Raw genomic sequence first — 24,058 nt, forward strand, 5'->3', positions numbered from 1 at the left:
GTCGGTCCCGCTCGTCTCCTGCGCCCCAGCTGACCCGTGCGTCACGCCCGCCTCACGGCTCGTGACGACCCGCCCCGTCAGCGTCTCATCCACGGGTCGAGACGGCTCGACGGGGTGTGGCGCAGATTCTGTCGACGGTTCTCGGCCCGGGCGTGTCGCGCGCCGCCCCGGTGGGCGGGGTGCACCGGGGCGAGGAGACCTCGCACGGGGGACCGCGATCAGGCCCTCGGGACGCGGCCCATCAGGTAGAACTCCTCGTTCGGCGGGACGGCGGCCCAGTGCGCCAGCCGGTTGCTCATCGCGAAGAACCCGACGATCGCCCCGACGTCCCACACGTCGTCCTCGCTGAGGCCCGCGGCCTGCAGCGCGGCGAGGTCGTCCGGGGTGACCTCCGCCGGGCTGGTGGCCAGCCGCACCGCGACCTCCAGCACGGTGCGCATGCGCTCGTCGACCGGGGCCTTGCGCCAGTCGACCGCCACCTGGTCGGCCAGGTACCGGTCCCGGGTGCGGATCCGGGCGATGGCGCCGTGGGCCACCACGCAGTACAGGCAGTCGTTGGCGGCGCTCGTGGCCACCACCACCAGCTCGCGGTCGGCGGTGGACAGGCCCGGGGTGTCCTTGTCCATGAGCGCGTCGTGGTAGGCCAGGAAGGCGCGCGCCTCGGCCGGGCGGTGGGCCAGCATCGCGAAGACGTTGGGCAAGAAGCCGGACTTCTCCTCGACGGCGTCGTACCGCTCGCGGAGGTCGGCGGGCAGCTCGGTGCGGTCGGGCACCGGGAACCGGGAGACGGGAGTGGTCGCGGGAGTGGTCGCGGGAGTGGTCGCGGGAGTGGTCATGGCCACACCCTGCACTCCTCAGCGCAGCACGACCTCCTCGGGCGAGCTGACGTCGATCTGCGCGGCCGGCTCGAGGGCGCCGGCAGCCAGCTGGTCCAGGACGGCGGCCAGCACCTGCGCCTTGCGGTCGGCGTCCGCGGCGCTCCCCCACAGCACGCTCGTGCCGTCGGCCAGGGTGAGGGTGACGTCGTCGGAGCCGGTGGCCGCCACCTCGGTGACCTGGTCGCGCACCACCGAGGGCAGCGACACGATCGCCGCCAGCCCGGCCCGGGTGGCCCGGTCGTCCGGGCCCGGGTCGGCCACCGTCAGCGGCACGACCCCGGCCGGCGGGTCACCGGTGACGGTGGCGAACAGCGTCCCGCCGGCGTCGACCAGGGACCGGGTGCCCCGCTCGGCGACCACCGCGACCGGCACCCGCTCCCGCAGGGTGACCACGACCCGGTCGGGCCAGCCGCGGGTCACCTCGGCGTCGGCCACCTGCGGCAGCCGGGCCACCCGGGCGGCCGCCGCGGCGGTGTCCACCCGGGCCAGCGGGGTGCCGACGGCCACCCCGGCCGCGTCGCGCACCTGGTTGGCCGTCAGGGTCACGGCGCCGTCGACCTGCACGGTGCGCACCGCCAGCAGCGGGCTGGCCAGCACCACCCAGACCAGCACCGTCGCCAGCACCAGCACCGAACCGCCGACGACGATGCGCCGGCGGCGGGGGTCCAGCCGCCGCCGGCGCGGGCGCAGGCGGGTGACCCCGGCCGGCCCGCCGGAGGCCGGTCCCCCGCGCCCACCGCGCCCGGGACCGCCCCGCCGGCCGCCACGGGTGCGGTCGCGGGTCGTGCTCCCGGTGCGCGGCACGGGTCAGCCCGCCCCGTCGGTGCGCTCGGTGAGGGCGGTGAGGATCTCCGGGCCCACCATGACGACGTCCCCGGCACCCATGGTCATCAGCAGGTCCCCCGGGCGGGCGCGGGCGGCCATCGCACCGGCCGCCGCCGACCACGAGGGCTCGAAGTGCACCGCGCCGGCCGGCAGCGGGACGGCGTCGGCGACCAGGGCGCCGGTCACGCCGGGCACCGGGTCCTCGCGGGCGCCGTAGACGTCCATCACCACGACCTCGTCGGCCAGGCCCAGCGCTTCGCCGAAGCCGGCGGCGAACTCCCGGGTGCGGCTGTAGAGGTGCGGCTGGAACAGCACCACCAGCCGGCCCTCCCCCGCCACCGCGCGGGCGGCGCGCAGCTGCGCGGCGACCTCGGTGGGGTGGTGGGCGTAGTCGTCGTACACCCGCACCCCGTCGGCGGTGCCCTTCAGCTCGAACCTGCGGTGCACCCCGCCGAACCGGGCCAGGCCGGCCAGCAGCCCCGCGGCGGGGAACCCCAGCTCGAGACCGGCCAGCAGGGCGGCCGCGCTGTTGAGGGCCATGTGCTCACCGGGCAGCCGGAGCGTCACCCGGCCGAGCTCCGCACCCCGGTGAACCGCCGTCCAGCTGGTGCCCTCGGCCCCCACGACCAGGTCGCGCACCTGCAGGTCGACGTCCCCACCCGTGCCGTAGGTGAGCACCCGGGCCCCGCCGGTGGCCACCTCCCGCAACCGGGCCGAGCCCGGGTCGTCGGCGCAGAGCACGACGAACCCGGCCGGGTCGACCGTGGTGAGGAAGCGGTCGAAGGCGGCCTCGACGGCGGCCAGGTCGCCGTAGTTGTCCAGGTGGTCGGCCTCGACGTTGGTGACGATGCCGGCGAAGGGCGCCAGGAGCAGGAACGAGCGGTCGCTCTCGTCGGCCTCGGCCACGAAGACGTCGCCGCTGCCGGCGTGGGCGTTGGAGCCGCTCTCGTTGAGGTCGCCGCCGATGGCGAAGGAGGGGTCGGCGCCGCAGGCCTGCACGGCGACCGTGAGCATCGAGGTGGTGGAGGTCTTGCCGTGCGTGCCGGCGACCGCCACGCTGCGCCGCCCGGCCATGACCGCGGCCAGCGCGACCGCCCGGGGCAGCACCCGCAGCCCGCGCTCGCGGGCGGCGACCAGCTCGGGGTTGTCGGGCCGGATGGCGGTGGAGACCACGACGGTGGCCGCGTCGCCCAGGTGGGCGGCGTCGTGGCCGACCTCGGTGCGGGCGCCCAGGGCCTGCAGGGCGAGCAGGGTGGGGGTGCTGCGGCGATCGCTGCCGGAGACGGCGACCCCGCGGGCCAGCAGGATGCGGGCGATGCCGCTCATGCCCGCACCGCCGATGCCGACGAAGTGCACGGCGCCGAGCTCGTCGAGGGCCGGCACCGGGTCGCGCCACGCGGCGACGTCGGCGGCGCTCATGCCCGCACCACCGAGAGGGTCAGGTCGGCCAGCCGTTCGTCGGCGTCGGGGACGCCGGCCGCGGCCGCGTGCCGGGCGAGGTCGGCCAGGCGGGTGGGGTCGGTGAGCACGGGCACCAGCGTGGACCCGATCCAGGACGGCGACAGCTCGGCGTCCTCGACCAGCAGCCCTCCCCCCGCCTCCACCACGGGCAGGGCGTTGCGCCGCTGCTCGCCGTTGCCGATGGGCAGCGGCACGAAGGCACCGGACAGCCCGACGGCGGACAGCTCGGCGACGCTCACCGCGCCCGACCGGCACAGCGCGAGGTCGGCCGCGGCGTAGGCGAGGTCCATGCGCTCGAGGTAGTCCACGACCACGTAGGGGGGTTCCCCCGCCGGGACGGCCACCTCGGTGTTCTTGGGCCCGCGGGCGTGCAGCACCTGCACCCCCGCCGACCGCAGCACCTCGGCCGCCCCGGTGGCCGCGGCGTTCAGCGACCGCGCCCCCTGCGACCCCCCGAAGACCAGCAGGGTGGGCCGGTCGGCGTCCAGGCCGAAGTGTGCGCGGGCCTCGGCGCGCAGCCCGGTCCGGTCCAGCCCGGTGATGGCGGGCCGCAGCGGCATGCCCACGTGCTGGGCGCCCCGCAGCGGCGTGCCGGGGGCGGTCACCGCGACGGCGGCGGCCAGCCGGGCACCGACCCGGTTGGCCAGGCCCGGCAGCGGGTTCTGCTCGTGCACCACGACCGGGACGCCGGACCGGCGCGCGGCCAGGTAGGCCGGCAGCGCGACGTAGCCGCCGAACCCGACGACCACGTCGGCCTGCAGCTCGGTGAGCAGCGCCCGGGTGTCGGCCACCGCCCGGCGCACCCGGCCGGGCACCCGCAGCAGGTCGACGGTGGGCCTGCGGGGCAGCGGGACCGGCGGGATCAGCCGCAGCTCGTGGCCGCGGGCGGGCACGAGCCGGGTCTCCAGACCGCGGGAGGTGCCCAGGCAGGTCACCCGCGGCGTGCCCCCGGGGGCGTCGGTGCGCCGGACGAGGGCGTCGGCGAGGGCCAGCATGGGCTCGATGTGGCCGCCGGTGCCCCCGCCGGCCAGCACGACGCTGACCGGCCGGGTGCGGGCGGGGGGACGGGGTGGCGCGGAGGTCACGGGCTCAGTCTCACAGGGTCGGTGCTCAGCGGGGTCGGCGCGGCCGGTCCCGGGGTGTGCGCGGGGCGTCCCGACCCCGGTCGACGGCGGTGCCGCGGGAGCTGTCACGGGCGGTGCCGCGGACGGTGTCACGGGCGGTGTCACGGGCGGTGTCACGGGCGGGGTCGGGGCGGGGTGCGCGGCGACGTCCGGCGCCGGCACCCACCGGCTGGCGGACCGGGCCGGGCTCGCGGCGGGAGGGCCGGCCGGTGCCGGCGGCGTCCCCGGCGACGTCCCCGGCGGCTCGTCGCAGCGGTGGGTCGTGCCGGCGGACCCGGGCCACCGTGCGACCGGCCGGGCGCCGGGCCGGACCGGCCTCGTCGGGCGCAGCCCGGCGGCCCAGCGTGGGCAGGGGCGCGATCGCCTGCGGGGGGACGGGCACCAGCCAGCGGCCGATGCGGCCCAGCCGACCGGCGGGGTGCGCCTGGCGGTGCGCGCGCAGGTGCTCGATGGCGTCGGGCTCGGTGCGGGCGAACCGGACCAGCAGGCCGACGATGAACAGCGTGAGCACCAGGGAGGTGCCACCGGCCGAGATCAGCGGCAGCGTGACCCCGGTGACCGGGAGCAGCCCCACGACGTAGCCCATGTTGATGAACGCCTGCCCGATGAGCCACACGGTGATGGCGGTGCTGGCCAGCTGCACGAAGCGGTCGGTGGCCCGGCGGGCGATGCGGAAGCCGGCGTAGGCGAGCACCCCGTAGAGGGTGACCACCACCAGGCAGCCCAGGAAGCCCAGCTCCTCGCCGATGATGGCGAAGATGTAGTCGCTCTCGGCGTGCGGGAGCAGGTTCCACTTCATGCGGCTGTTGCCCAGCCCGACCCCCCAGAACCCGCCGGTGGCCAGCGCGTAGAAGCCCTTGATGGCCTGGAAGCCACCGTTCTCCGGGTCGGCGAACGGGTCGAGGAAGGAGAACAGCCGGGCGGCCCGGTAGCTCGCGCTGAGGGCGGTGACCAGGACGCCGACGGCGGCCAGGGCGCCCAGCCCGGCGATCCACCGTCCGGGCAGTCCCCCGGCCCACAGCAACCCGGCCACCACCAGACCCAGGCCCACGGAGGCGCCCATGTCGGGTTCGGCCAGCAGCAGGGCGGCCAGCAGCAGGAAGACCGGCACCACCGGGACGAGCAGGGACGTCGTGCTCAACCACCGCTCGCGCAGCGCGATGACGTGCGCGCCCCACAGCGCGAGCACCAGCTTGGCCAGCTCGGAGGGCTGGAAGTCGGCGAAGCCCAGGCTGATCCACTGCCGGGCGCCGTTGAGCTCCTTGCCGATGCCCGGCACGAGCACCGCCAGCAGCAGCACGACCGAGACCAGCAGCCCGATGCCCGAGTAGCGGCGCAGGTGGCCGATGGGCAGTCGCAGGCCGACCAGCAGCGCGACCAGCCCGAGGGCGGCGAACACCAGCTGGCGCACCCCGGGCAGCCACGCGGGCTCGCCGTCGAGGGCGGCCTGGACGCTGGAGGCGGAGAACACCATGACCAGACCGATGGCCAGCAGCAGACCGGCCGAGCCCAGCAGCAGGTGGGCGCTGGTCAGCGGTCCGTCGAGCCAGGCGGGGGCGCGGAACAGGGGCGCCCGCGCGGCGGTGCGGCCGCGGCCCGCGGCGCGGGCCGAGGTCGCCCTCGCGGTGGTGCGGGGAGGGCGGTGGGTGTCCGTGGTGGCAGCCATGCCGGGGCCCCCGTCAGGGCAGGGCGCGGACCGCGTCGGCGAAGGCGCGGCCCCGGTGCGCGTAGTCGGTGAAGACGTCCATCGACGCAGCGGCCGGCGCGAGCAGCACGGTGTCACCGGGGTGGGCGAGGGAGGCAGCAGCGCGCACCACCTCGCCCATCACCGCCTCCGCCGTCCCGTCCGTCACACCAGCCACACCGACATCGTCGCCGCTGGGGACGACGATCCGTGGGACCGCGGGCGCGTGTCGCGCCAGGGACTGCTCGAGCACCGCCCGGTCGCGGCCCAGCAGCACCACCCCGACCAGCCGGGGGGCGATCGCGGCGACCAGCGGGTCGACGTCGGCGCCCTTGAGCAGACCGCCGGCGACCCACACCACCCGGGGGTGGGCGGTGAGGGAGGCCAGGGCGGCGTGGGGGTTCGTGGCCTTCGAGTCGTCGACCCAGGCCACGTCCCGCACGGTGGCCACCAGCACGCTGCGGTGCGCCCCGCCGCGGAAGCCGGCCAGGCCGGTGCCGACGTCGGCGGCGGACACCCCGGCGGCGCGGGCCAGCGCCGCCGCGGCCAGCGCGTTGGCGACGTTGTGCGGCCCGCGGACCTGGAGGTCGGCGACGGGGAGCAGCTCGGCGGACTCGGCGAAGGCGCGGTCGACCAGCACCCCGGCGCGCACCCCGAGCTGGCCGGGGGCGGGCTCGTCGAGGGTGACGGTCACCGGGCGCGCGTGGCCGTCGACCAGGGACGACGCGACCGGGTCACCGGCGTCGGCGACCGCGACCGGGGCGTGCTGCAGGATCCGGGCCTTGGCGTCCCGGTAGGCGGTGGCGCTGCCGTGCCAGTCGACGTGGTCGTCGGCGACGTTGAGCACCGCGGCGGCGGCCGGGGCGATCGAGCTGGACCAGTGCAGCTGGAACGAGCTCAGCTCGACCGCGACGGCGTCGAAGGCCGGGGCTCCCTGGTCGTCCACCGCCGTGACCACCTCGACCAGCGGGCGCCCCACGTTCCCGGCCGCGACCGCCCGGCGCCCCCCGGCCAGCAGCAGCGCCTCCAGCATGGTGACCGTGGTGGTCTTGCCGTTGGTCCCGGTCACGGCGTACCAGGGCGCGGGCTGCCCGTCGGCCAGGGGCAGCCGCAGCCGCCACGCCAGCTCGGGCTCCCCCACCACCTCCACGCCCGCGGCCGCCGCGGACACCAGCAGCGGGGAGTCCGGTCGCCACCCGGGTGAGGTGACCACCAGGTCGACGTCGTCCGGGCAGTCGGTCACCGCGCCGAGCCAGACCGCACCGGCGGCCTCCAGCTCGGCTCGCGCGGCGGGGCTGCCCGCGTCGGCGAGCAGCACGGTGTCCCCGCGGGCCAGCAGCACCCGGGCGGCCGCAGCCCCGGAGACGCCGAGGCCGCAGACGAGGACCCGCCCCAGGGGCCCGGTCACAGGCCGGTGAGGCTGAGCCAGTCGGCGTAGAAGGCGCCGATGCCGAACGCGACCGCCATGCCGGTGACCAGCCAGAACCGCACGATGACGGTGTTCTCGGCCCAGCCGGCCAGCTCGAAGTGGTGGTGCAGCGGAGCCATGCGGAACACCCGCCGCCGGGTGGCCTTGAAGAAGGCGATCTGGATGGCCACCGACAGGGTGACGGCGACGAACAGCCCACCCAGGACCACCAGCAGCAGCTCGGTGCGGGTGACCACGGCCAGGCCCGCCATGAGCCCGCCGAGGGCCAGCGACCCGGTGTCGCCCATGAAGATGCGGGCCGGCGAGGTGTTCCACCACAGGAAGCCCAGGCAGGCACCCATGGCCGCCGCGGCGACCAGCGTGACGTCGAGCGGGTCGCGCACGGTGTAGCAGCCGTCGACCAGCGCGGCACCGCAGTCGTGGCCGAACTGCCAGAACGAGATGACCACGTAGGCGCCGAACACCATCGCCGAGCAGCCCGCGGCCAGCCCGTCGAGGCCGTCGGTGAGGTTGACCGCGTTGGAGAACCCGGAGATGAACAGGAGCGCGAAGACCAGGAACAGGACGACGGGCAGCGTCAGCGGCGCGATGTCGCGCACGAAGGAGATGGCGGTGGAGGCCACCGGGTCGCGGCCGCCGAACTCGACGAGGGAGAGCACGGCGAAGCCCAGCCCCACCACGGTCTGGCCGACCAGCTTGGCCGTCTTGTTCAGCCCCAGGCTCCGGCGGTGCCGGATCTTGAGGTAGTCGTCGAGGAAGCCCACCACGCCGAGGCCGACCAGCAGGAACAGCAGCAGCAGCCCGGTGCTGGTGACGCCCCGCCCGGGTTGGCCGACGAGGAAGAGGTGGGCCACGACGTAGCCGACGACCGTGGCCAGCACGATGACCGTGCCGCCCATGGTGGGCGTGCCCTTCTTGGACAGGTGGCTCTCGGGGCCGTCGTCGCGGATCTCCTGGCCGAAGCCCTGCCGGCGGAAGGTCTTGATGGCCACCGGGGTCATCAGGATCGACACGACGAGGCCGCACGCGGCGGCGATGAGGACCGACTTCACGCGGCGGCCCCGCCGTCGTCGATCAGGTCGGCGGCCAGCAGCTCGAGCCCGTAGGACCGGGAGGCCTTCACCAGGACGACGTCGCCCGGGCGCAGCACCTCCGCGAGCAGCTGGCGGGCGGCGGCCCGGTCCGGCACGTGCACCGACTCCTCTCGGGCCGCAGCGATGGCTGCGGCGTCGGGTCCCACGGCCACCACCAGGTCGACCGCCGCGGCGGCGTCGACCCCCAGGCGGGCGTGCTCGGACTCGGCGTCGGTGCCGAGCTCCCCCATCGCGCCCAGGACGGCGATCCGGCGGGTGCCGGCTGTGCCGAGGGCTCCGGTCATCCCCCGGACGGCGGCCAGCGCGGCGCGCATGGACTCGGGGTTGGCGTTGTAGGCGTCGTTGACCACCACGACGCCGTCGGGGCGGCGGGTGACCTCCATGCGCCAGCGGCTCTGCACGACCGCGGCCGAGAGGCCGGCCGCGACCTGCGCGGGGCCGAGGCCCGCGGCGAGCGCGGCGCCGGCCGCGGACAGGGCGTTGGCGACCTGGTGGGCGCCGACCACCTGCAGCGCCACCGGGTGCTGCTCGCCCTGGGCGTGCAGGGTGAACGAGGCCCGGGCGGCGTCGTCGAGCTCGACGTCCGTGGCCCGCACGTCGGCGTCCGCGGTGGTGCCGGTGAGCAGGACGGCGGCGGTGGCCCGGTCGGCCATGCCGCGCACGCGGGCGTCGTCGGCGTTGAGGACGGCGGTGCCGGTGGCGGCCTCGGCGAGCTCGCCCTTGGCGACGGCGATGGCGTCGGCGCTGCCGAACTCACCGAGGTGGGCCGAACCGACGTTGAGCACGACGCCCACGTCGGGCCGGGCGACCCCGCAGAGCCGGGCGATGTGCCGGATGCCGCGGGCGCCCATCTCGAGCACGAGGAAGCGGGTGCTCCCGTCGGCGGTCAGCACGGTGAGCGGCAGACCGATGTCGTTGTTGAACGACCCGGGCGGGCTGACGGTGGGCCCGGCGGTGCCGAGCACCTGGCCGAGGAGGTCCTTGGTGGACGTCTTGCCCGAGGAGCCGGTGATGCCGACGGTCACCAGGTCGGGCAGCCGCTCGTGCACGGCGTGGGCGAGCCGGCCCAGGGCCTCGACGGGGTCGTCGACGACCACGACGGCGGCGCCGTCGTGCGGGCGGGTGCTGATCGCGCCGACGGCACCGGCGGCCACGGCCGCCGCGACGTAGTCGTGCCCGTCGACGCGCTCGCCGGGCAGGGCGACGTAGAGGTCGCCGGCCCCCGCGGTGCGGGAGTCGACGGTGACCTTCCCGCTGACCGTGGCGTCGGGACCGGTGAGGGTCCCTCCCACGGCCTCTGCCACCTCGGTGAGGCCCAGTGCGATCACGCCCGCGCCTCCAGTGCTCGTCGGAGTTCGGTCCGGTCGTCGAAGGGGGTGACGACGCCGGCGATCTCTTGGCCGCTCTCGTGGCCCTTGCCGGCCACGAGCAGGGTGTCACCCAGCTGCGCGGCAGCCACCGCCGCCTCGACCGCGGCGCGCCGGTCGCCGATCTCGCGCACCTCGCAGCCGGTGTCGGCGGGGACCCCGGCCAGCACCGCGGCGCGGATCGCGGCCGGGTCCTCCGAGCGCGGGTTGTCGTCGGTGACCACCAGCAGGTCGCTGCCCGCGGCGGCCGCGGCGCCCATGGCGGCGCGCTTGCCGGGGTCGCGGTCGCCACCGCAGCCGAGCACGGTGATCACCCGGTTCTCCGTGGTGGCCCGCAGCGCGGTCAGGGCGGTGGCGACGGCGTCGGGGGTGTGCGCGTAGTCGACGACGGCGACGAACGGTTGCCCGGCCTCGACGGGCTCCATGCGCCCGGGGACGACGGTCTGCGCGATGCCGGCCAGTGCCGCCTCGACCGGGACGCCGACCGCGTCGAGCAGGGCGACGGCCATGACCGCGTTGGCGACGTTGAAGGCACCGGGCAGCCGCAGCGCGGCCGGGTGCTGCGTGCCGCCCGGGGTGTGCAGGGTGAAGGCGGAGCCACCGCCCGGGCTGGTGCTGGTCCCGGTCGCCCGCCACTGGGCCTCGCTGCCCCGACCCGAGACGGTGACGGTGCCCTCGTGCAGCAGGCGGCGGGCGTGGGCGTCGTCGACGTCGACGACCTCGACCGCGGCGCGGCCGTCGAAGAGCTGGGCCTTGGCGGCGAAGTAGGTCTCCTCGTCGCCGTGGAAGTCGAGGTGGTCGCGGGAGAAGTTGGTGAAGCCGGCGGCGGCGAACCGGACCCCGCCGACCCGGCCGAGCACCAGGGCGTGGCTGGAGACCTCCATGACCACCGCCCGCACCCCGGCATCGCGCATGCCGGCGAGCATGGCGTGCAGGTCGGGCGCCTCAGGGGTGGTGCGCACGCTGGACAGCTCGGTGACGACGGGTGCGCCGTCCGGGCCGGTGCCGCGGGTGCGGATCTGCACGGTGCCGATGAGCCCGCTGGACCAGCCGGCCGCGGCCAGGCCGGCCTCGACGAGGTAGGCGGTCGTGGTCTTGCCGTTGGTGCCGGTGATGCCGATGACCGCCAGGGCGTCCGCCGGGCGGCCGTGCACGTGGGCGGCCACCTCGCCGAGCACGGCCCGGGGGTCGTCGTGCACCAGCACGGGGAGGGTGGCGTCCTCGACCTGGGCCGCGCCCGCGGGGTCGGTGAGGACGGCGACCGCGCCGCGCTCGCGGGCCGGGGCCAGGAAGTGGATGCCGTGCGCCTTGGCACCGGGCAGGGCGGCGAACAGGAAGCCCGGGCCCACCCGGTCCGAGGCCAGGCTGACCCCCGACACCGACACCGACGGGTCTCCCTGGACAGCGGCACCGACCAGGTCGGCCAGCTCGGACAGGGCGGTGCTCACGGGATCCCAATCTACTGGCGCGGCACGGGGTCACCGGTCATCGACCCGGCCCGGTGATCAGTTGGTGGGCGGCGTGCCGGTGAGCTGGAAGTCCGGGCGCGGGGTCCCCGAGGGGACGACGTCGTGCGTGGCCAGCACGTACTGCATGAGGTCGGCGAAGACCGGCGCGGCGACCTGCCCGCCCTCGGCGTCGGAGTCCGGCCGCTCGAGGTCGACGGCGATGACGTACTGCGGGTCGTCGGCCGGGGCGAACCCGACGAACGTGGTGAAGTAGCCACCCCCGGTGTAGCAGCCGCACTCGGGGTTGGCCCGCTGGGCGGTGCCGGTCTTGCCGGCCACCCGGAAGCCGTCGACCTCGCCCTTGGGCGCGGTGCCACCGGGGCCCACGACGGCCTCGAGCATGTAGGCCAGCTGCTGGGCGGTGGACTCGCTGACCACCCGGGTGCCCGCGGGCTGCGGCTCGGGGGTGACCGTGCCGTCGGGGGCGGTGGTCGAGGCGACGATGCGCGGCGGGATGCGGACTCCCCCGTTGGCCAGGGTCTGGTAGACCGACGCCATCTGCAGCGCGGTCACCGAGACGCCCTGCCCGATGGGCACGTTGGCCGCCCGGGACGCCGTCCAGTCGGCGGAGTCCTGCAGGATGCCGGCGCTCTCGCCGGGGAGCTCGATGCCGGTCGTGGACCCCAGGCCGAAGGCCCGCATGTACTCCTCGAGGCGGGCGTCGCCGACCTCCCGGGCGAGCATGATCGTGCCGACGTTGCTCGACTTGGCCAGGATGCCGGTGACCGTCCAGTCGACCGGTGCGTGGTCGTGGGCGTCGGTGACCACGACGTCGCCGGCCTGGATGTGGCCGTTGACGCTGAGCACGGTGTCCGGGGTGGCGTGGCCGTCCTCGACCGCCGCGGCCAGGGTCACCGCCTTCATCACCGAGCCGGGCTCGAACACGTCGGAGATGGCCGGGTTGCCCAGCAGCTCGGGGTCGGTGCTGCCGGCCTGCGCGGGGTCGTACCCGGGGCAGGTGGCCATCGCCAGGACCTCGCCGGTGTGCACGTCGAGGACGACGGCCGACCCCCGGGTGGTCTGCCCGTTGCTGCACTCGGTGGCTAGCCGCTGCTGCACCGTGTACTGCAGGTCCTCGTCGATGGTCAGCGTGACGTCGGACCCGTCCTGCGCGGGGGTCGACTCGTCGATGCCGGCGGGGATGGCGACGCCCCCGGCGCCGACCTCGACCCGGCGGTGGCCGTCGGTGCCGGCCAGCAGCTCGTCGTAGCGCTGTTCGATGCCGGCCAGCCCGTCGCCGTCGCGGCCGACGAACCCGACCACCTGGCCCCCGACGGTGCCCGCGGGGTAGAGCCGCAGCGGCTGGTCCTCCAGGACGATGCCGGGCAGCCCCAGCGCGGCGACCTGGTCGCTGGTGGCGGTGTCGACGTGCTCGGCGAGGACCGAGTACCGGCCGTCGGCGGTCAGCGCCTCGGTCAGCTCGCTGGTCGGGACACCCAGGAGGGTGGTCAGCGCCAGGGCGGTGCGCTCGGGGTCCTCGACGACGGTCGGGTCCGCGACCACCCGCGACGCCTCGACCGTGTAGGCCAGCGGGTTGCCGTCGCGGTCGAGGACGGCACCCCGGATGGCGGCGATGTCGAAGGTCCGCATGCGGTCCTCCGACGCCTGGGCGGCGTACGCGCTGCCGTCGATGCCCTGGAGCACGACCAGCTTGGTGACGACGGCGACCAGCAGCACGACGAGCACCCCGAAGCCCCACCGGTTGCGACGGGTGCGCACCGAGGTCGGCAGGCCGCGGGTGCGGCGGGTGCCCGGTTCCCGGCGGGGCCGCAGCACGTCGTGGGAGGACGTCCGGCGGGGTGCCGCGCCGCGCGTCGGGCGTCGGCTGGGGTCGGCGGGTCGCTGGGCCATCGTCAGCCTCCGGCCGTCGGGGTGGTGGGGTCGGTGCCGGGCTGCTCGGCGGCCGGCTGCTCGGCAGTCGGGGCGGGCGCGGCGGCCGGTGCGGGCTCGGCCGCCGGGTCGGGCTCGGGCGCGGCGGCCGGGGCCGGCGTCCCGCGCACCACCGACGTGCCGTCGGGGCCGAGCACCAGGTGGCCGACGGTGCCGGCCGGGACCAGGCCGGCCGCGGCCGCGTCGGCGGCCAGCTGCTCCGGGGTGCGCTGCTGGGTCACCTGCTGCTCGAGCCGGTCGACCTGCCGGGACAGCTCGGTGTTGGCCGCCCGCTGCTGGCTGGCCCGCAGCGAGTCGACGGCGATGGCCGTGTTGAGCGCCAGCAGGCCCAGCGCCGTCGCGGCGATCAGCCCGACCAGCAGGACCACGAACGGCGCCCGGCGGGGGCGGGCACCGACGACCCGGCGTGCCCGGGTGGGCGTGCCGACCGGCGCGGTGACCAGCCGCAGCTGCGGACGGACGTGCACCGGCCCGGTACGGCGCACGGCGGCGCCGCGGGGGGCGCCGCGGGTGGCGGTCCGGGCCGCACCGCGGGTCGCGGTGCGCGCAGCAGCACCCCCGCGGCCCCGGAGGGGGCCGGTGTGCACGCGGGCGGTGGCGCTCACGAGGCCCGCCGGGTGCGCTCGGCGGCCCGCACCCGGGCCGAGGCGGCACGGGGGTTGGCCGCGGTCTCCTCGTCGCTGGGCGCTTCGCCGCCCCGGGTCAGCAACCGCAGGGTCGGGGCGTGCTCGGGCATCGGCACCGGCATGCCGGGCGGGGTCGCGTCGGTGGCGCCCAGCGCCAGGGCCTGCTTCACGATCCGGTCCTCCAGGGAGTGGAAGGTGATGACGGCGAGGCGTCCGCCCACGGCGAGGGCCTCCAGCGCGGCGGGCAGCACGCGGGTGAGGACGCCGAGCTCGTCGTTGACCTCGATGCGCAGCGCCTGGAAGGTCCGCTTGGCGGGGTGGCCGCCCGTGCGGCGGGTGGCGGCCGGGATGGCCTCGCGGACGAGCTCGGCCAGACGGGCGGTGGTGGTGAACGGCTCGCGGGCCCGCTCGCGCTCGATCGCGGCGGCGATGCGGCCGGCGAAGCGCTCCTCGCCGTAGACCTTGAGCACGCGGGTCAGCTCGCCGCGGGAGTAGGTGTTGACGACGTCGGCCGCGGTGCGCGGCCCGGCCGGGTCCATGCGCATGTCCAGCGGCGCGTCGGTCGAGTAGCTGAAGCCGCGGTCGGGGCGGTCGAGCTGCAGCGACGAGACACCGAGGTCGAACAGGATGCCCTGCACCTCGTCGATGCCCAGGTCGGTGAGCACGTCGGCGAGCTCGTCGAAGACGGCCGGCACCAGGGTCACCCGGTCGGCGTGGCCGGCGGCCGCGATGCGGCGGGCGGCCTCGGCGCGGGCGTCGGGGTCGCGGTCGAGCCCGACCACGCGGAGGCCGGGGTGGGCCCCCAGCATCGCCAGCGTGTGGCCGGCCAGGCCGAGCGTGCAGTCCATGAGGACGGCGCCCTCGACCGCGCAGGCCGGGCCCAGGAGCTCCACCACCCGGTCCAGCAGCACGGGGACGTGCAGCGACGGCTGCTCGTCTGCGCTCATCGCTGGCCTCCAGGTGCGGTCCGTGCTGCGGGGCGTCGTCCCGGCCGTGGGACGTCGTCGTGCTCGTCAGGTGTTCTCGGCCGGGGCCGGCCGTTCTCCACTCGGTGGCGCCCGATCGGAACCAGGTGGTCCGCTGGCGGTGCGAGGTGGTGCTCGTGTGGCGTGCGGGGCTGGTGGGGTTCGTCGGAGCCGGGTCCACCCCTGGTCGGGAACCGGGGGTGGGGGCTGTGCGGTGCTGGTGGGTGCGGTGCTGGTGGGTGCGGTGCTGGCGGCGACGTGCCATTGGCGCCCACCGCGGGGCCCGTCCGGCGACGGGGAAGGTCGCCGGCTCGGGCCCCGCACGGGTGCGGCTGCTGCTCGGGTCAGGGAGCAGGTGGTGTTGTGGTGCTGGTGGTGCGGTGGTGCTGGTGGTGCTGTCGGGCCGTTCGCCCCGACCGGGGTCCAGCCGCGGGGAAGTCGGCTGGTGGCCCGGGTCCGAGCCCCGGGGAAGTGGGCTCGGGCGGGGGCGGTGGGTGCGGGTGGGGGCCGGTGGGCGACGTGGGGCCGGGTGGGGCCCGGGGGTGCGCCCCGGCCGTCAGGACAGGGTGGGCATCCCCTCGCTCTCGCTCTCCGCGTAGGCGGCCTCCTGCTCGGCGACGTAGGCGTCCCAGGCGGCGGCGTCCCAGATCTCGAACCGGGTGTCGACACCGACCACGACGACGTCGCGGTCGAGGCCGGCGTAGTCGCGCAGCAGCGCGGGGAGGGTGATGCGGCCGGCCTTGTCGGGCTCCAGCTCGACCATCGAGCCGAATCCCAACCGGTTGACCGCGCGGGCCTTGGAGGTGTCGGCGGCCATGACGGCGGCCCGGGCCCGCTGGACCTCGGCGACGCGCTCGTGGGTGAGCCCGTAGACGCAGCGTTCCTGGCCCTTGGTCAGCACGACGCCGCCCGAGGCGAGCTCGCGGAAGCGGACGGGGAGGGCCAACCGGCCCTTTTCGTCGAGCCGCAGGGCGTGGCTGCCGAGGAACACCGGTCCACCACCCCCACCTGCTCTTCCCGTCGGCCCGACAGGTCCTCCTGCAGGCCCTGCCTCCCCATCGCGCGCCACAGTAACCCACTGACCCCCACTGGGCACCACTTCCCACCCCGTGTCCCCTTTCCCCCCACCGACCCCCACCGGTAGGGGTCTGTGACAGGAGTGACGACCGGGTCACGCCACGTACCGTGGCGGGGGTGACGGAGGCGACAGCGGTGGGCGCGGCAGGTCGGTCCCGGCACGGGCCGGCCGAGCCGGTGGCGGAGGTCGACGTGCAGGCCGAGGGCGCGCGCATCGCGGCGGCCATGGGGTCGGTGGTGGTCGGCAAGCCCGACGTCGTGCGGCTGGCCCTGGTGGTGCTGCTGGCCGAGGGGCACCTGCTCATCGAGGACGTGCCCGGGGTCGGCAAGACCCCCTCGCCAAGGCGCTGGCACGGGCGGTGGACTGCGAGGTGCGGCGCATCCAGTTCACCCCGGACCTGCTGCCCAGCGACGTGACCGGGGTGGCCGTCTTCGACCAGGAGTCGCGCACCTTCGAGTTCCGCCCCGGGGCGGTGTTCGCCAACCTGGTGGTGGCCGACGAGATCAACCGGGCCTCGCCCAAGACGCAGTCGGCCCTGCTGGAGGCGATGGAGGAGCGGCAGGTCACCGTGGACGGCACGACCTACGAGCTGGCCCGGCCGTTCATGGTGCTGGCCACCCAGAACCCGCTGGAGATGGAGGGCACCTACCCGTTGCCCGAGGCCCAGCGCGACCGCTTCACCGCCCGCGTCTCGATGGGCTACCCCGACCGGGAGGCCGAGCTGGCCATGCTCGACGACCGGGCCACCGTGGACCCCCTCCAGCGGCTCGCGCCGGTGGCCGACGCGGGCACCGTCTCCGCGATGGTCGCGGGGGTGGCCCGGTTGCACGTGGCCGATCCGCTGCGCCGCTACGTCGTGTCCCTGGTCGAGGCCAGCCGACGCAGCCCCGACCTGCGCCTGGGCGCGTCGCCGCGGGCCGGTCTGCAGCTGCTGCGGGCCGCCCGTGCCGCGGCGGCGCTGTCCGGACGGGACCACGTGCTCCCCGACGACGTGCAGGAGATGGCCACCCCGGTGCTCGCCCACCGGTTGCTGCTGACCCCCGACGCGGCGCTCGCCCGGCGCACCGCCGAACGGGTGGTCGGCGACCTGGTGGCCGCCGTCCCGGTCCCCCGCCGGCGCTGACCGGCGTGCGCGCGGGCCGCGGCCGGCTGGCCGACCTCACCTCGAGCCTGACCCTGCGGGGCGGCTGCCTGGTGGCCGCCGGGGTGACCCTCGTGCTGCTCGGGGTGCTGCTGGGTGAGCGGTCGCTGGTGCAGGTCGCGGTGTTCCTGCTCGCCCTGCCGGCCCTGGCCGCGGTGGGCGTCGTGCGGGCACGCTTCCGGCTGGCCTCCCGCCGCACGGTCACCCCGGCGCGGGTGCCCCGCGGGCAGGACGCCGACGTGCTCCTCGAGGTGACCAACACCGACCGCCGTCCCGGTGGCCTGTGGGCGGTGAGCGAGCAGCTGCCGGCCGACCTCGGCGACCGGCCGCGGTTCCTCGTCGAGCGGTTGCCGGCCGGGGCGACCGCGGCGCTGCGCTACCGCGTGCACGGCGCCCGCCGCGGCCGGTTGCCCCTGGGGCCGCTGCGGCTGCGGCTGGTCGACCCCTTCGGGCTGGTCCTGCGCACCACCTCCGGGGTGGACACCGCGACGCTCACCGTCGTGCCGCGGGTGCGTCCGCTCGACCCGGTGGCCCTCCTGGGCGGTGCCGGGGGCGGCGCGGCCGGCGCCCGGCGCTCGCTGGCCGTGCACGGCGAGGACGACGTCAGCACCCGCGAGTACCGGCGCGGGGACGACCTGCGCAAGGTGCACTGGCGGGCCACGGCGCGCACCGGCGAGCTCATGGTGCGCCTGGAGGAGAAGCCGTGGCGCTCCTCGGCCAGCCTGGTCGTCGACACCCGGCAGCGGGCCCACGTACTGGGCGCTGTGCTGGGCGGTGCGCTGGGCGGGGCGCTGGCCGACGGACCACCCGGGGACCCGGCCCCGCCGCCGGACACCCTGGAGTGGGTGGTGGAGGCGGCGGCGAGCATCGGGGACCACCTGCTGGCCCGCGGCGCCGACCTGCGTCTGCTCACCGACCTGGGCGAGGTGGCCGGCGGAGCGCTGGACCGGCCGGGGCTGGCCGAACGGCTGGCGGCCCTCTCCCCGTCCCGGTCGACCGACCTCGACGCCGGCCTCGACGCCCTGCGGCGGGGCGCCGACCAGGGTCCGGTGGTGTGCCTGCTGGGTGCGGTCGGCCCGGCCGAGGCGGCGGCCCTGGTGCGGGCGAGGTCCGGTCCGGGCAGCGACGTCGCCGTCCTGGTCGACGTGCTGGCCTGGCGGGACGCGGTCACCGGCGGCCCCGGCGCGCGCCGGTACGCGCTCTCGGCCGCGGCCCGCGCGCAGCTGCAGGACCAGCAGGAGCAGGCCGTCGCGGCGCTGCGGGCGGCGGGGTGGCGGGTCGTGACCGCCGGACCGCGGGACGCGGTGGAGACGGTGTGGGCCCGGCTGGCCGGGCCCGCGCCGGCACCCCGGGCGGTGCCGGCGTGAACGGGAGCCGGTGGGGGACCTCGGCCGCGGTGGCCGTGGCCATGGTGCTGGGGTCGCTGGCGCTCACCCCGGTCTACGCCACCAGCCGCTGGCTGCCCTCGACCGTGCTCGCCGTGCTGGCGGTGACCCTGTCCGGTGCGCTGGTGCGGGCAGTGGCCGACCGGTCCGGTCGCGCGGGGTCGGTGCTGGTCGAGCTCGCCGTGCCGGTGGTGCAGGTGCTCGTGCTGCTGACCACCCTCACCGTCGTGTTCGCCCCCGGGCGCGCGGTGCTGGGTGTGCTGCCGACCACGGGCAGCACCGCGGACCTGCTCGCGGTCCTGGGCTCGGGGTTCGTCGAGGTCCGCCAGCAGGCGACGCCGGTGCTGCCGGTGGCCGGGCTGGTCGCGCTGGCCACCCTCCTCGTCGGCACCCTGACCCTGGTCGCCGACCTGGTCGCGGTCGGCGGACGGCAACCGGCTGCGGGCACCCTGGCCGTGCTGGTGCTGTGCTGCGTCCCGGTGGCCACCACGACCGGCGACGTGTCGTTGCTGGTGTTCCTCGGCCCGGCGCTGGCGACGGCGCTGCTGCTGTGGGCCGACCAGCGGATGCGGCTGGCCGATCGGCAGCGCTCGGGCCCCGGCGTGCTCGCGGGCACCGGTGCGCTGCCCGCGGTCCGCCTGGGGGCCCTCGCCGTGCTGGCTGGGCTGCTGCTGCCGGTGGTCATCCCCACCCTGGCCGAGGGCTCGTTCACGGCCGGGCTGGACAGCGGCGCGGGGCCGGGCGGGTCCAGCACCGGGACGTCGCTGGACCCACAGGCTGCCCTGCGCGGACAGCTCACCCAGCCCGACCCGGTCGACCTGCTGCGGGTGGAGGTGGACGTCCCCGACCCGGCCTACCTGCGCGCGGTCGCCCTGGACACCTACACCGACGACGGGTGGGGCATCGGCACGCTGGAGGGCAGCCGGTCCACCGCCGACGACGTCCTCCTCCCCCTCTCCCGAGCCGTGCCCAACCGTGCGGTCGAGGCACGGATCACGTCGCTGGCCCACGACGACCGGTTCCTGCCGCTGTTCTCCTCCCCCGCCGAGGTCACGGTCGCCGACTCCGACGCCGACGCCTGGCGGGTCGACCCCACCAGCGGCACCGTGTTCGGCCGCCAGGGGACCCGCACCGCCGGCCTGACCTGGCAGGAGCTGGCCCGCGAGGCCCGCCCGACCGACGAGCAGCTGGCCACCGCCGCCGCGCTCGCGGCCGACGACCCGGTGCAGCAGGCCTTCACCGCGCTGCCCGACCTCGACCCGCGGGTGCAGACCCTGGTCGGGCAGCTCACCGTCGGCGCGCGGACCCCCGACGAGCGGGTGCGTGCGGTCTTCGACTTCCTGACCGACCGGGCCAACGGGTTCGTGTACAGCCTGAGCACCTCCCCCGGCACGACCGGTGACGACCTCGCCGACTTCCTCGAGCGGCGCCGCGGCTACTGCGAGCAGTACGCGGGGGCCATGGCGGTGCTCGTGCGGGCAGCGGGGGTCCCCGCCCGGGTGGTGCTGGGCTACACCCCGGGGCAGCTGCAGCCCGACGGGTCGCGGGTGGTCACCACCGGGGACGCGCACGCGTGGGTGGAGGTGTTCTACGCCGACCTCGGGTGGGTGCCGTTCGACCCCACCCCGATCGCGGGGGCCCGCGCGGTCAACCTGCCGTGGGCGACCCGGGCCGACGTCGCCGCCGCGGAGTCCGCGGCCGCGGCCGCGCCCACCTCCGCGGCGCCGGCGGCGCCGTCGGCCCAGCTGGACCGCGACGACGCCTTCTCCCCGGTCGCCGCGCCCGGGCCCACCGGTGGCCTGCCGTGGGCGGCGGTGGCCGGGTGGGGCGGGTCCGGCCTGGGGGTGCTGGCACTGCTGGCCGCTCCCGGACTGGTGCGCTGGGCCGTCGCCCGCCGGCGGTGGGCCGCCGGCGACCCGGGTGCGGTGTGGGACGAGCTGTCCGCGGTGGCGACGGACCTCGGGTCCCCGCTGCGCGCGACCGGCACGCCCCGGCAGCTCGGGCGGGACCTGCTCGACCGGACCGGTCCGGCAGCATCGGCCGCGGTCGCCGTGCTGGCCGACGCCCTGGAGCGGGAGGTCTACGCGCCGGCACCGGCGCCCTCGCCCGGGTTGGTGCCCGCGGCGCGGTCCGTGGAGACCGCGCTGCGGCGCTCCAGCACCCGCCGCGCACGGGTGCGTGCTCGGCTGCTCCCGCCGTCGCTGGTCACCGCGGCCCGCGACCGGCTACGCACCCACCGCCCGGTCCGGGCACCGCACACCGCCTGACGGCGCGGCCGGACCTCGTGGACCGGTCACGCAGGAGGGCGGGCGACCTCAGCGGCAGCCGCCCCCGGGCACCCGGACCAGCGCGCCCCGGGCGACCGCGGTCAGCGCCGCGTCACTGGTCGTAGCGGCGGCGGAAACGCTCCTCGAGGCGGTCCTTGAGGGGCTGCTTGCGGGCCTTGGCGGCACCGCGGGTGCCGGGCGTGGCCGCACCGGACCCGTTCTGGCCCGCGGGCACCGCGCCGGTGGCGTGCTTGTAGTTGAGCACCCCGAGGCCTGCGCCGGCGAGCATGACCAGGAAGCCGACGACCCCCAGCGGCACCGACGGGAGGGCCGCCCCGCCGACGAGCAGGGCCAGGCCGACGACGACGAGCGCAACCCCCAGCTGGAGCTTGCGGCGGGCGCCCCGGCGCCGGTCGCTGCTGCGCACCTGGGACGCGAACTTCGGGTCGTCGTCGACGAGCGCGCGCTCGATCTGCTCCAGCAACTTCTGCTCGTGCTCGGAGAGCGGCACGACGACCTCCTGAGGTCAACCTTCGGTGTTGCCGGTGGCGAGTCGCCGACAGCACGTCCGAGGATACGAGCCTGCGCACGGGTGCGAAAGGCGAGCCGCCCCCGAGGCAGGATGTCGGTCCGCGAACCACCCGGGAGGGCGATGCGCGCACTCGGGGAACGTCGCGGTGCGCGGTGCCGTTCCCGGGCGCCGCTGGTCCGACCGGGCGCGGCTCACGGCACCGGCGGCCCTGCGCGGCGGGGTCCGGGGCGGACCCGTTCGGGTCGGGGGGCGGGCTGCGAACGCCCGGTGACCCCGTCCCGCCGGAGCAGGGTGGCCGGCCGGACCGCGCCCGCGCCGAACCGGCGGGCCGCCCGGTCGGCGGCCAGTTCGGCGTCGCGTCGGCCGTGCTCGCGGGCACCCAGGACCAGCTGGGTGGCGGTGGCGTCGGCCGGGGTGAGCCGTTCGGCGCGGACGCCGACCAGCCGCACCGGGCCGACGTCGGGGCCGAGGGCGTCGAACAGCTCGCGGGCGGTGCCGTACAGCTCCTGGCCGACGTCGCTGGGCACGGCCAGGGTGCGCGAGCGCGTGATGGTGGTGAAGTCGGTGAACCGCACCTTGAGGCTGACCGTGCGGGCCAGGTACCCCGCCGACCGCAGCCGGCCCGCGGTGCGCTCGGCCAGGTGCAGCAGCTCGCGGTGCACGACGCGGCGGTCGGCGACGTCGGTGCCGAACGTCTCCTCGGCACCGGTGGACTTCTCGGGGTCGTCGGGCACGACCCGCCGCGGGTCGCGGCCCCAGGCGAGCTCGTGCAGGTGCCGTGCGGACCCCGGCCCGACGGTGCGCTGCAGGACGTCGAGCGGCACCTGCGCGAGGTCGGCCACCGTGCGCAGGCCCAGGGTGCGCAACGACTCCTCGGTCTTGGGGCCGACGCCCCACAGCGCGCGCACCGGCAGCGGGTGCAGGAACCCGACGACCTCGGCCGGGCGGACGACGAGCAGGCCGTCGGGCTTGCAGTGCGCCGACGCCACCTTGGCCACGAACTTGGTGGGGGCGACCCCGACCGAGCAGGTGAGGCCCTGCTCGTCGAACACCCGGGCCCGCACCAGCTCGGCGACGTCGGCGGGGTCGCCGAGGCCGCGACCGGCGCCGGCCACGTCGAGGAAGGCCTCGTCGACGCTCACCGGCTCGACGAGCGGGGTGATGGTGCGGAAGAGGGCCATCACGCCGCGGGAGGCCTCGCCGATCAGTGCTCCGTCGACGGGGACGACGACGGCCTGGGGGCACAGCCGCAGCGCGCGGGCGGTGGGCATGGCGCTGCGGACGCCGAAGGCGCGGGCCTCGTAGGTGGCCGAGGTGACCACGCCCCGGCCGCCGGCGCCGCCGACGATGACCGGTCGCCCGGCCAGTGCCGGGTCCTGGCGGACCGCCACGCTGGCGAAGAACGCGTCCATGTCGACGTGCAGCACCCGGCACCCCTCGGCACGGTTCACCCAGCACCCCTGACGTCGAACGTGTGTTCGACAGCGTAGCCGGTCAGTCGCCGGTGAGCCGGTCCAGGTCGGTGCCGAATCCCCCGGGCGCGCGCGGCGTGCGGCGCGCCGACGTGGTGACCGGGCAGCAGGGCGTGCGCAGCACCGTCGCGCCGGTCAGCGCCAGCGCACCGACGAGCGCGGCGTCCTCGGAGACCGCCAGCGGCGGGAAGCCGCCGACGGCGAGGTAGGCGTCCCCGCGCACGCCCAGGTTGGCCCCGTGCACGTGCGGGTGCACGGCCCCGGCGCCGCCGGCACGCCACCGGTCGTACTCGTCGGCGAAGGCCGCGGCCGCGTGCGGCGGGTGCCCGGTCCAGTCGGTGACCTGGACCAGCCCGGCGAGCGCGGCCACCCCGGACTCCGCGGCGGCCCGCTGCAGCGCGAGCCACCCCTCGGGCACCAGGCTGTCGGCATCGGTGCTGGCCAGCCACACCCGCCCCGGGCGGACCCCCTCGGCCAGCACGGACAGCGCGCCGGCGTGCCGGGCGTCGCCCACGGTCTCCCCCGCCGACTCCACCACCCGCACCCCGGCGGCGGCCGCCAGTGCCGCGGTCCCGTCGGTGCACCGGTCGGCGACCACGACGACGAGCACCGGCGTCCCGGCCACCTCCGGGTGCCGGGCCGCGCGGTCGAGGGCGGCCAGGCAGGCCGGCAAGGAGGCCTCCTCGTCGCGGGCGGGCACGACGACGCCGATGAGCTCCGGGGTCACCAGAGGTCCTCGGCCGCGGCCACCGACGCCGCCCGCCCGTCCCCGGCCGCGGCCCGCACCCAGCAGTCCAGCAGCAGGTCCGGCTCCTCGTGGGCGGCCACCCGGGGCCAGTCCAGCGCCGTCCGCAGCGCGGCGTGCACCGCGTCGCCGGTCTGGGGGTAGTCGGCCACCGGGTGCCGCCAGTGCACCGCCAGCAGCGTCCCGCCGGGGCGCACCGCCGTCCGCACCTGCTCCACGAGGACGGCCAGGTCGGACGGGGCCAAGTAGTAGAGGACCTCCGACAGGACGAGCAGGTCGACCACGGGCAGCCGGTCGCGCGGGGCGACCCGCCGCTCGACCGCCACCCCGGGGTTGCGGGCGGCGGCGGTGGCCACCGCCGCCGCACTGGCGTCCCAAGCGGTCATCCGCGCGCAACGGGGGGCCAGCACGGCGGTCAGCTCACCCACCGAGCACCCGACCTCGAGCCCGTCGCCGTACTGCTCGCGCGGCAGGGCGGCCGCGCTCAGCGCGTACTTGCGCCGCTCGTACCAGCGGGTGCGCAACGACCACGGGTCGTCGGCGGCGGCGTACAGGTCGTCGAAGTAGGCCGGCGGCAGCGTCATCGG

General features: G+C 76.8%; 21 protein-coding genes. 4 read left to right on the plus strand and 17 right to left on the minus strand.

Annotated features, from left to right (window positions below):
* Positions 1-218 precede the first annotated feature (218 nt).
* The 13 genes from TEK04_RS04600 to mraZ all read right to left on the minus strand — a co-directional run bounded on the left by TEK04_RS04600 (position 219) and on the right by mraZ (position 15,842).
* Positions 219-836 (minus strand): peroxidase-related enzyme, encoded by a 618-nt coding sequence (locus tag TEK04_RS04600; protein ID WP_336403135.1) that lies wholly within the window; start codon positions 834-836, stop codon positions 219-221.
* 18 nt (positions 837-854) lie between these two features.
* On the minus strand, positions 855-1,682 hold the full coding sequence (locus TEK04_RS04605; protein ID WP_336403136.1) for a cell division protein FtsQ/DivIB: 828 nt from the start codon (positions 1,680-1,682) through the stop codon (positions 855-857).
* A gap of 3 nt (positions 1,683-1,685) precedes the next feature.
* Positions 1,686-3,122 (minus strand): UDP-N-acetylmuramate--L-alanine ligase, encoded by a 1,437-nt coding sequence (murC, locus tag TEK04_RS04610; protein WP_336403137.1) that lies wholly within the window; start codon positions 3,120-3,122, stop codon positions 1,686-1,688.
* Positions 3,119-4,249, minus strand: a complete 1,131-nt coding sequence (gene murG / locus TEK04_RS04615) for an undecaprenyldiphospho-muramoylpentapeptide beta-N-acetylglucosaminyltransferase (protein ID WP_336403138.1) — start codon at positions 4,247-4,249, stop codon at positions 3,119-3,121. Before murG ends, murC begins: the two co-directional genes overlap by 4 nt.
* A gap of 25 nt (positions 4,250-4,274) precedes the next feature.
* Positions 4,275-5,954: a putative lipid II flippase FtsW gene (ftsW, locus tag TEK04_RS04620; protein ID WP_336403139.1), complete on the minus strand. Its 1,680-nt coding sequence runs from the start codon at positions 5,952-5,954 to the stop codon at positions 4,275-4,277.
* A 13-nt stretch (positions 5,955-5,967) separates the two neighbouring features.
* Entirely contained in the window at positions 5,968-7,380 is a 1,413-nt protein-coding gene (murD, locus tag TEK04_RS04625; protein WP_336403140.1) for a UDP-N-acetylmuramoyl-L-alanine--D-glutamate ligase, read from the minus strand.
* The gene (gene mraY / locus TEK04_RS04630; RefSeq protein WP_336403141.1) at positions 7,377-8,453 is read right to left on the minus strand and encodes a phospho-N-acetylmuramoyl-pentapeptide-transferase; all 1,077 of its coding nucleotides are present in this window, start codon (positions 8,451-8,453) and stop codon (positions 7,377-7,379) included. Before mraY ends, murD begins: the two co-directional genes overlap by 4 nt.
* Entirely contained in the window at positions 8,450-9,823 is a 1,374-nt protein-coding gene (locus TEK04_RS04635; RefSeq protein ID WP_336403142.1) for a UDP-N-acetylmuramoyl-tripeptide--D-alanyl-D-alanine ligase, read from the minus strand. The genes mraY and TEK04_RS04635 overlap by 4 nt, the downstream gene beginning before the upstream one ends.
* The gene (locus tag TEK04_RS04640; RefSeq protein WP_336403143.1) at positions 9,820-11,310 is read right to left on the minus strand and encodes a UDP-N-acetylmuramoyl-L-alanyl-D-glutamate--2,6-diaminopimelate ligase; all 1,491 of its coding nucleotides are present in this window, start codon (positions 11,308-11,310) and stop codon (positions 9,820-9,822) included. Before TEK04_RS04640 ends, TEK04_RS04635 begins: the two co-directional genes overlap by 4 nt.
* 57 nt (positions 11,311-11,367) lie before the next feature.
* The gene (locus tag TEK04_RS04645; protein ID WP_336403144.1) at positions 11,368-13,221 is read right to left on the minus strand and encodes a peptidoglycan D,D-transpeptidase FtsI family protein; all 1,854 of its coding nucleotides are present in this window, start codon (positions 13,219-13,221) and stop codon (positions 11,368-11,370) included.
* A 2-nt stretch (positions 13,222-13,223) separates the two neighbouring features.
* Positions 13,224-13,865, minus strand: a complete 642-nt coding sequence (ftsL, locus tag TEK04_RS04650; protein WP_336403145.1) for a cell division protein FtsL — start codon at positions 13,863-13,865, stop codon at positions 13,224-13,226.
* On the minus strand, positions 13,862-14,833 hold the full coding sequence (gene rsmH, locus TEK04_RS04655) for a 16S rRNA (cytosine(1402)-N(4))-methyltransferase RsmH (protein ID WP_336403146.1): 972 nt from the start codon (positions 14,831-14,833) through the stop codon (positions 13,862-13,864). The genes ftsL and rsmH overlap by 4 nt, the downstream gene beginning before the upstream one ends.
* 574 nt (positions 14,834-15,407) lie before the next feature.
* Positions 15,408-15,842, minus strand: coding sequence for a division/cell wall cluster transcriptional repressor MraZ (mraZ, locus tag TEK04_RS04660; protein ID WP_336403147.1), 435 nt, complete (start codon positions 15,840-15,842; stop codon positions 15,408-15,410).
* 203 nt (positions 15,843-16,045) lie between these two features.
* Between mraZ and TEK04_RS04665 the strand changes: the two genes are divergently transcribed.
* Genes TEK04_RS04665 through TEK04_RS04680 form a run of 4 tightly spaced genes read left to right on the plus strand, consistent with a single transcriptional unit; the run spans position 16,046 to position 20,722 of the window.
* Positions 16,046-16,345, plus strand: a complete 300-nt coding sequence (locus TEK04_RS04665) for a hypothetical protein (protein WP_336403148.1) — start codon at positions 16,046-16,048, stop codon at positions 16,343-16,345.
* On the plus strand, positions 16,300-17,052 hold the full coding sequence (locus TEK04_RS04670; protein WP_336403149.1) for an AAA family ATPase: 753 nt from the start codon (positions 16,300-16,302) through the stop codon (positions 17,050-17,052). Before TEK04_RS04665 ends, TEK04_RS04670 begins: the two co-directional genes overlap by 46 nt.
* 5 nt (positions 17,053-17,057) lie before the next feature.
* Positions 17,058-18,437, plus strand: coding sequence for a DUF58 domain-containing protein (locus TEK04_RS04675; protein WP_336403150.1), 1,380 nt, complete (start codon positions 17,058-17,060; stop codon positions 18,435-18,437).
* Positions 18,434-20,722 (plus strand): transglutaminase TgpA family protein, encoded by a 2,289-nt coding sequence (locus TEK04_RS04680; RefSeq protein ID WP_336403151.1) that lies wholly within the window; start codon positions 18,434-18,436, stop codon positions 20,720-20,722. Before TEK04_RS04675 ends, TEK04_RS04680 begins: the two co-directional genes overlap by 4 nt.
* A gap of 112 nt (positions 20,723-20,834) precedes the next feature.
* On the opposite strand, the gene TEK04_RS04685 is transcribed toward TEK04_RS04680, so the two are convergent.
* From TEK04_RS04685 to TEK04_RS04700, 4 genes are all read right to left on the minus strand, one after another.
* Positions 20,835-21,233 carry an SCO2097 family morphological protein gene (locus TEK04_RS04685; RefSeq protein WP_336403152.1) on the minus strand — a complete coding sequence of 133 codons (399 nt, stop codon included), beginning with the start codon at positions 21,231-21,233 and terminating at the stop codon, positions 20,835-20,837.
* A gap of 212 nt (positions 21,234-21,445) precedes the next feature.
* Positions 21,446-22,705: a DNA polymerase IV gene (gene dinB, locus TEK04_RS04690; protein WP_336403153.1), complete on the minus strand. Its 1,260-nt coding sequence runs from the start codon at positions 22,703-22,705 to the stop codon at positions 21,446-21,448.
* Between the two features lie 43 nt (positions 22,706-22,748).
* Positions 22,749-23,453, minus strand: a complete 705-nt coding sequence (locus TEK04_RS04695; protein ID WP_336403154.1) for a glycosyltransferase family 2 protein — start codon at positions 23,451-23,453, stop codon at positions 22,749-22,751.
* Complete coding sequence (locus TEK04_RS04700) at positions 23,450-24,055, minus strand: SAM-dependent methyltransferase (protein ID WP_336403155.1); 606 nt, start codon at positions 24,053-24,055, stop codon at positions 23,450-23,452. Before TEK04_RS04700 ends, TEK04_RS04695 begins: the two co-directional genes overlap by 4 nt.
* Between the last annotated feature and the right edge of the window lie 3 nt (positions 24,056-24,058).

The sequence above is a fragment of the Klenkia sesuvii genome (assembly GCF_037083825.1).
Classification (GTDB): domain Bacteria; phylum Actinomycetota; class Actinomycetes; order Mycobacteriales; family Geodermatophilaceae; genus Klenkia; species Klenkia sesuvii.

Coding starts and splice junctions, on each gene's coding strand:
- TEK04_RS04600 (WP_336403135.1), bottom strand. CDS start 836: ATGACCACTCCCGCGACCACTCCCGCGACCACTCCCGCGACCACTCCC.
- murC (WP_336403137.1), bottom strand. CDS start 3,122: ATGAGCGCCGCCGACGTCGCCGCGTGGCGCGACCCGGTGCCGGCCCTC.
- ftsW (WP_336403139.1), bottom strand. CDS start 5,954: ATGGCTGCCACCACGGACACCCACCGCCCTCCCCGCACCACCGCGAGG.
- TEK04_RS04645 (WP_336403144.1), bottom strand. CDS start 13,221: ATGGCCCAGCGACCCGCCGACCCCAGCCGACGCCCGACGCGCGGCGCG.
- rsmH (WP_336403146.1), bottom strand. CDS start 14,833: ATGAGCGCAGACGAGCAGCCGTCGCTGCACGTCCCCGTGCTGCTGGAC.
- TEK04_RS04700 (WP_336403155.1), bottom strand. CDS start 24,055: ATGACGCTGCCGCCGGCCTACTTCGACGACCTGTACGCCGCCGCCGAC.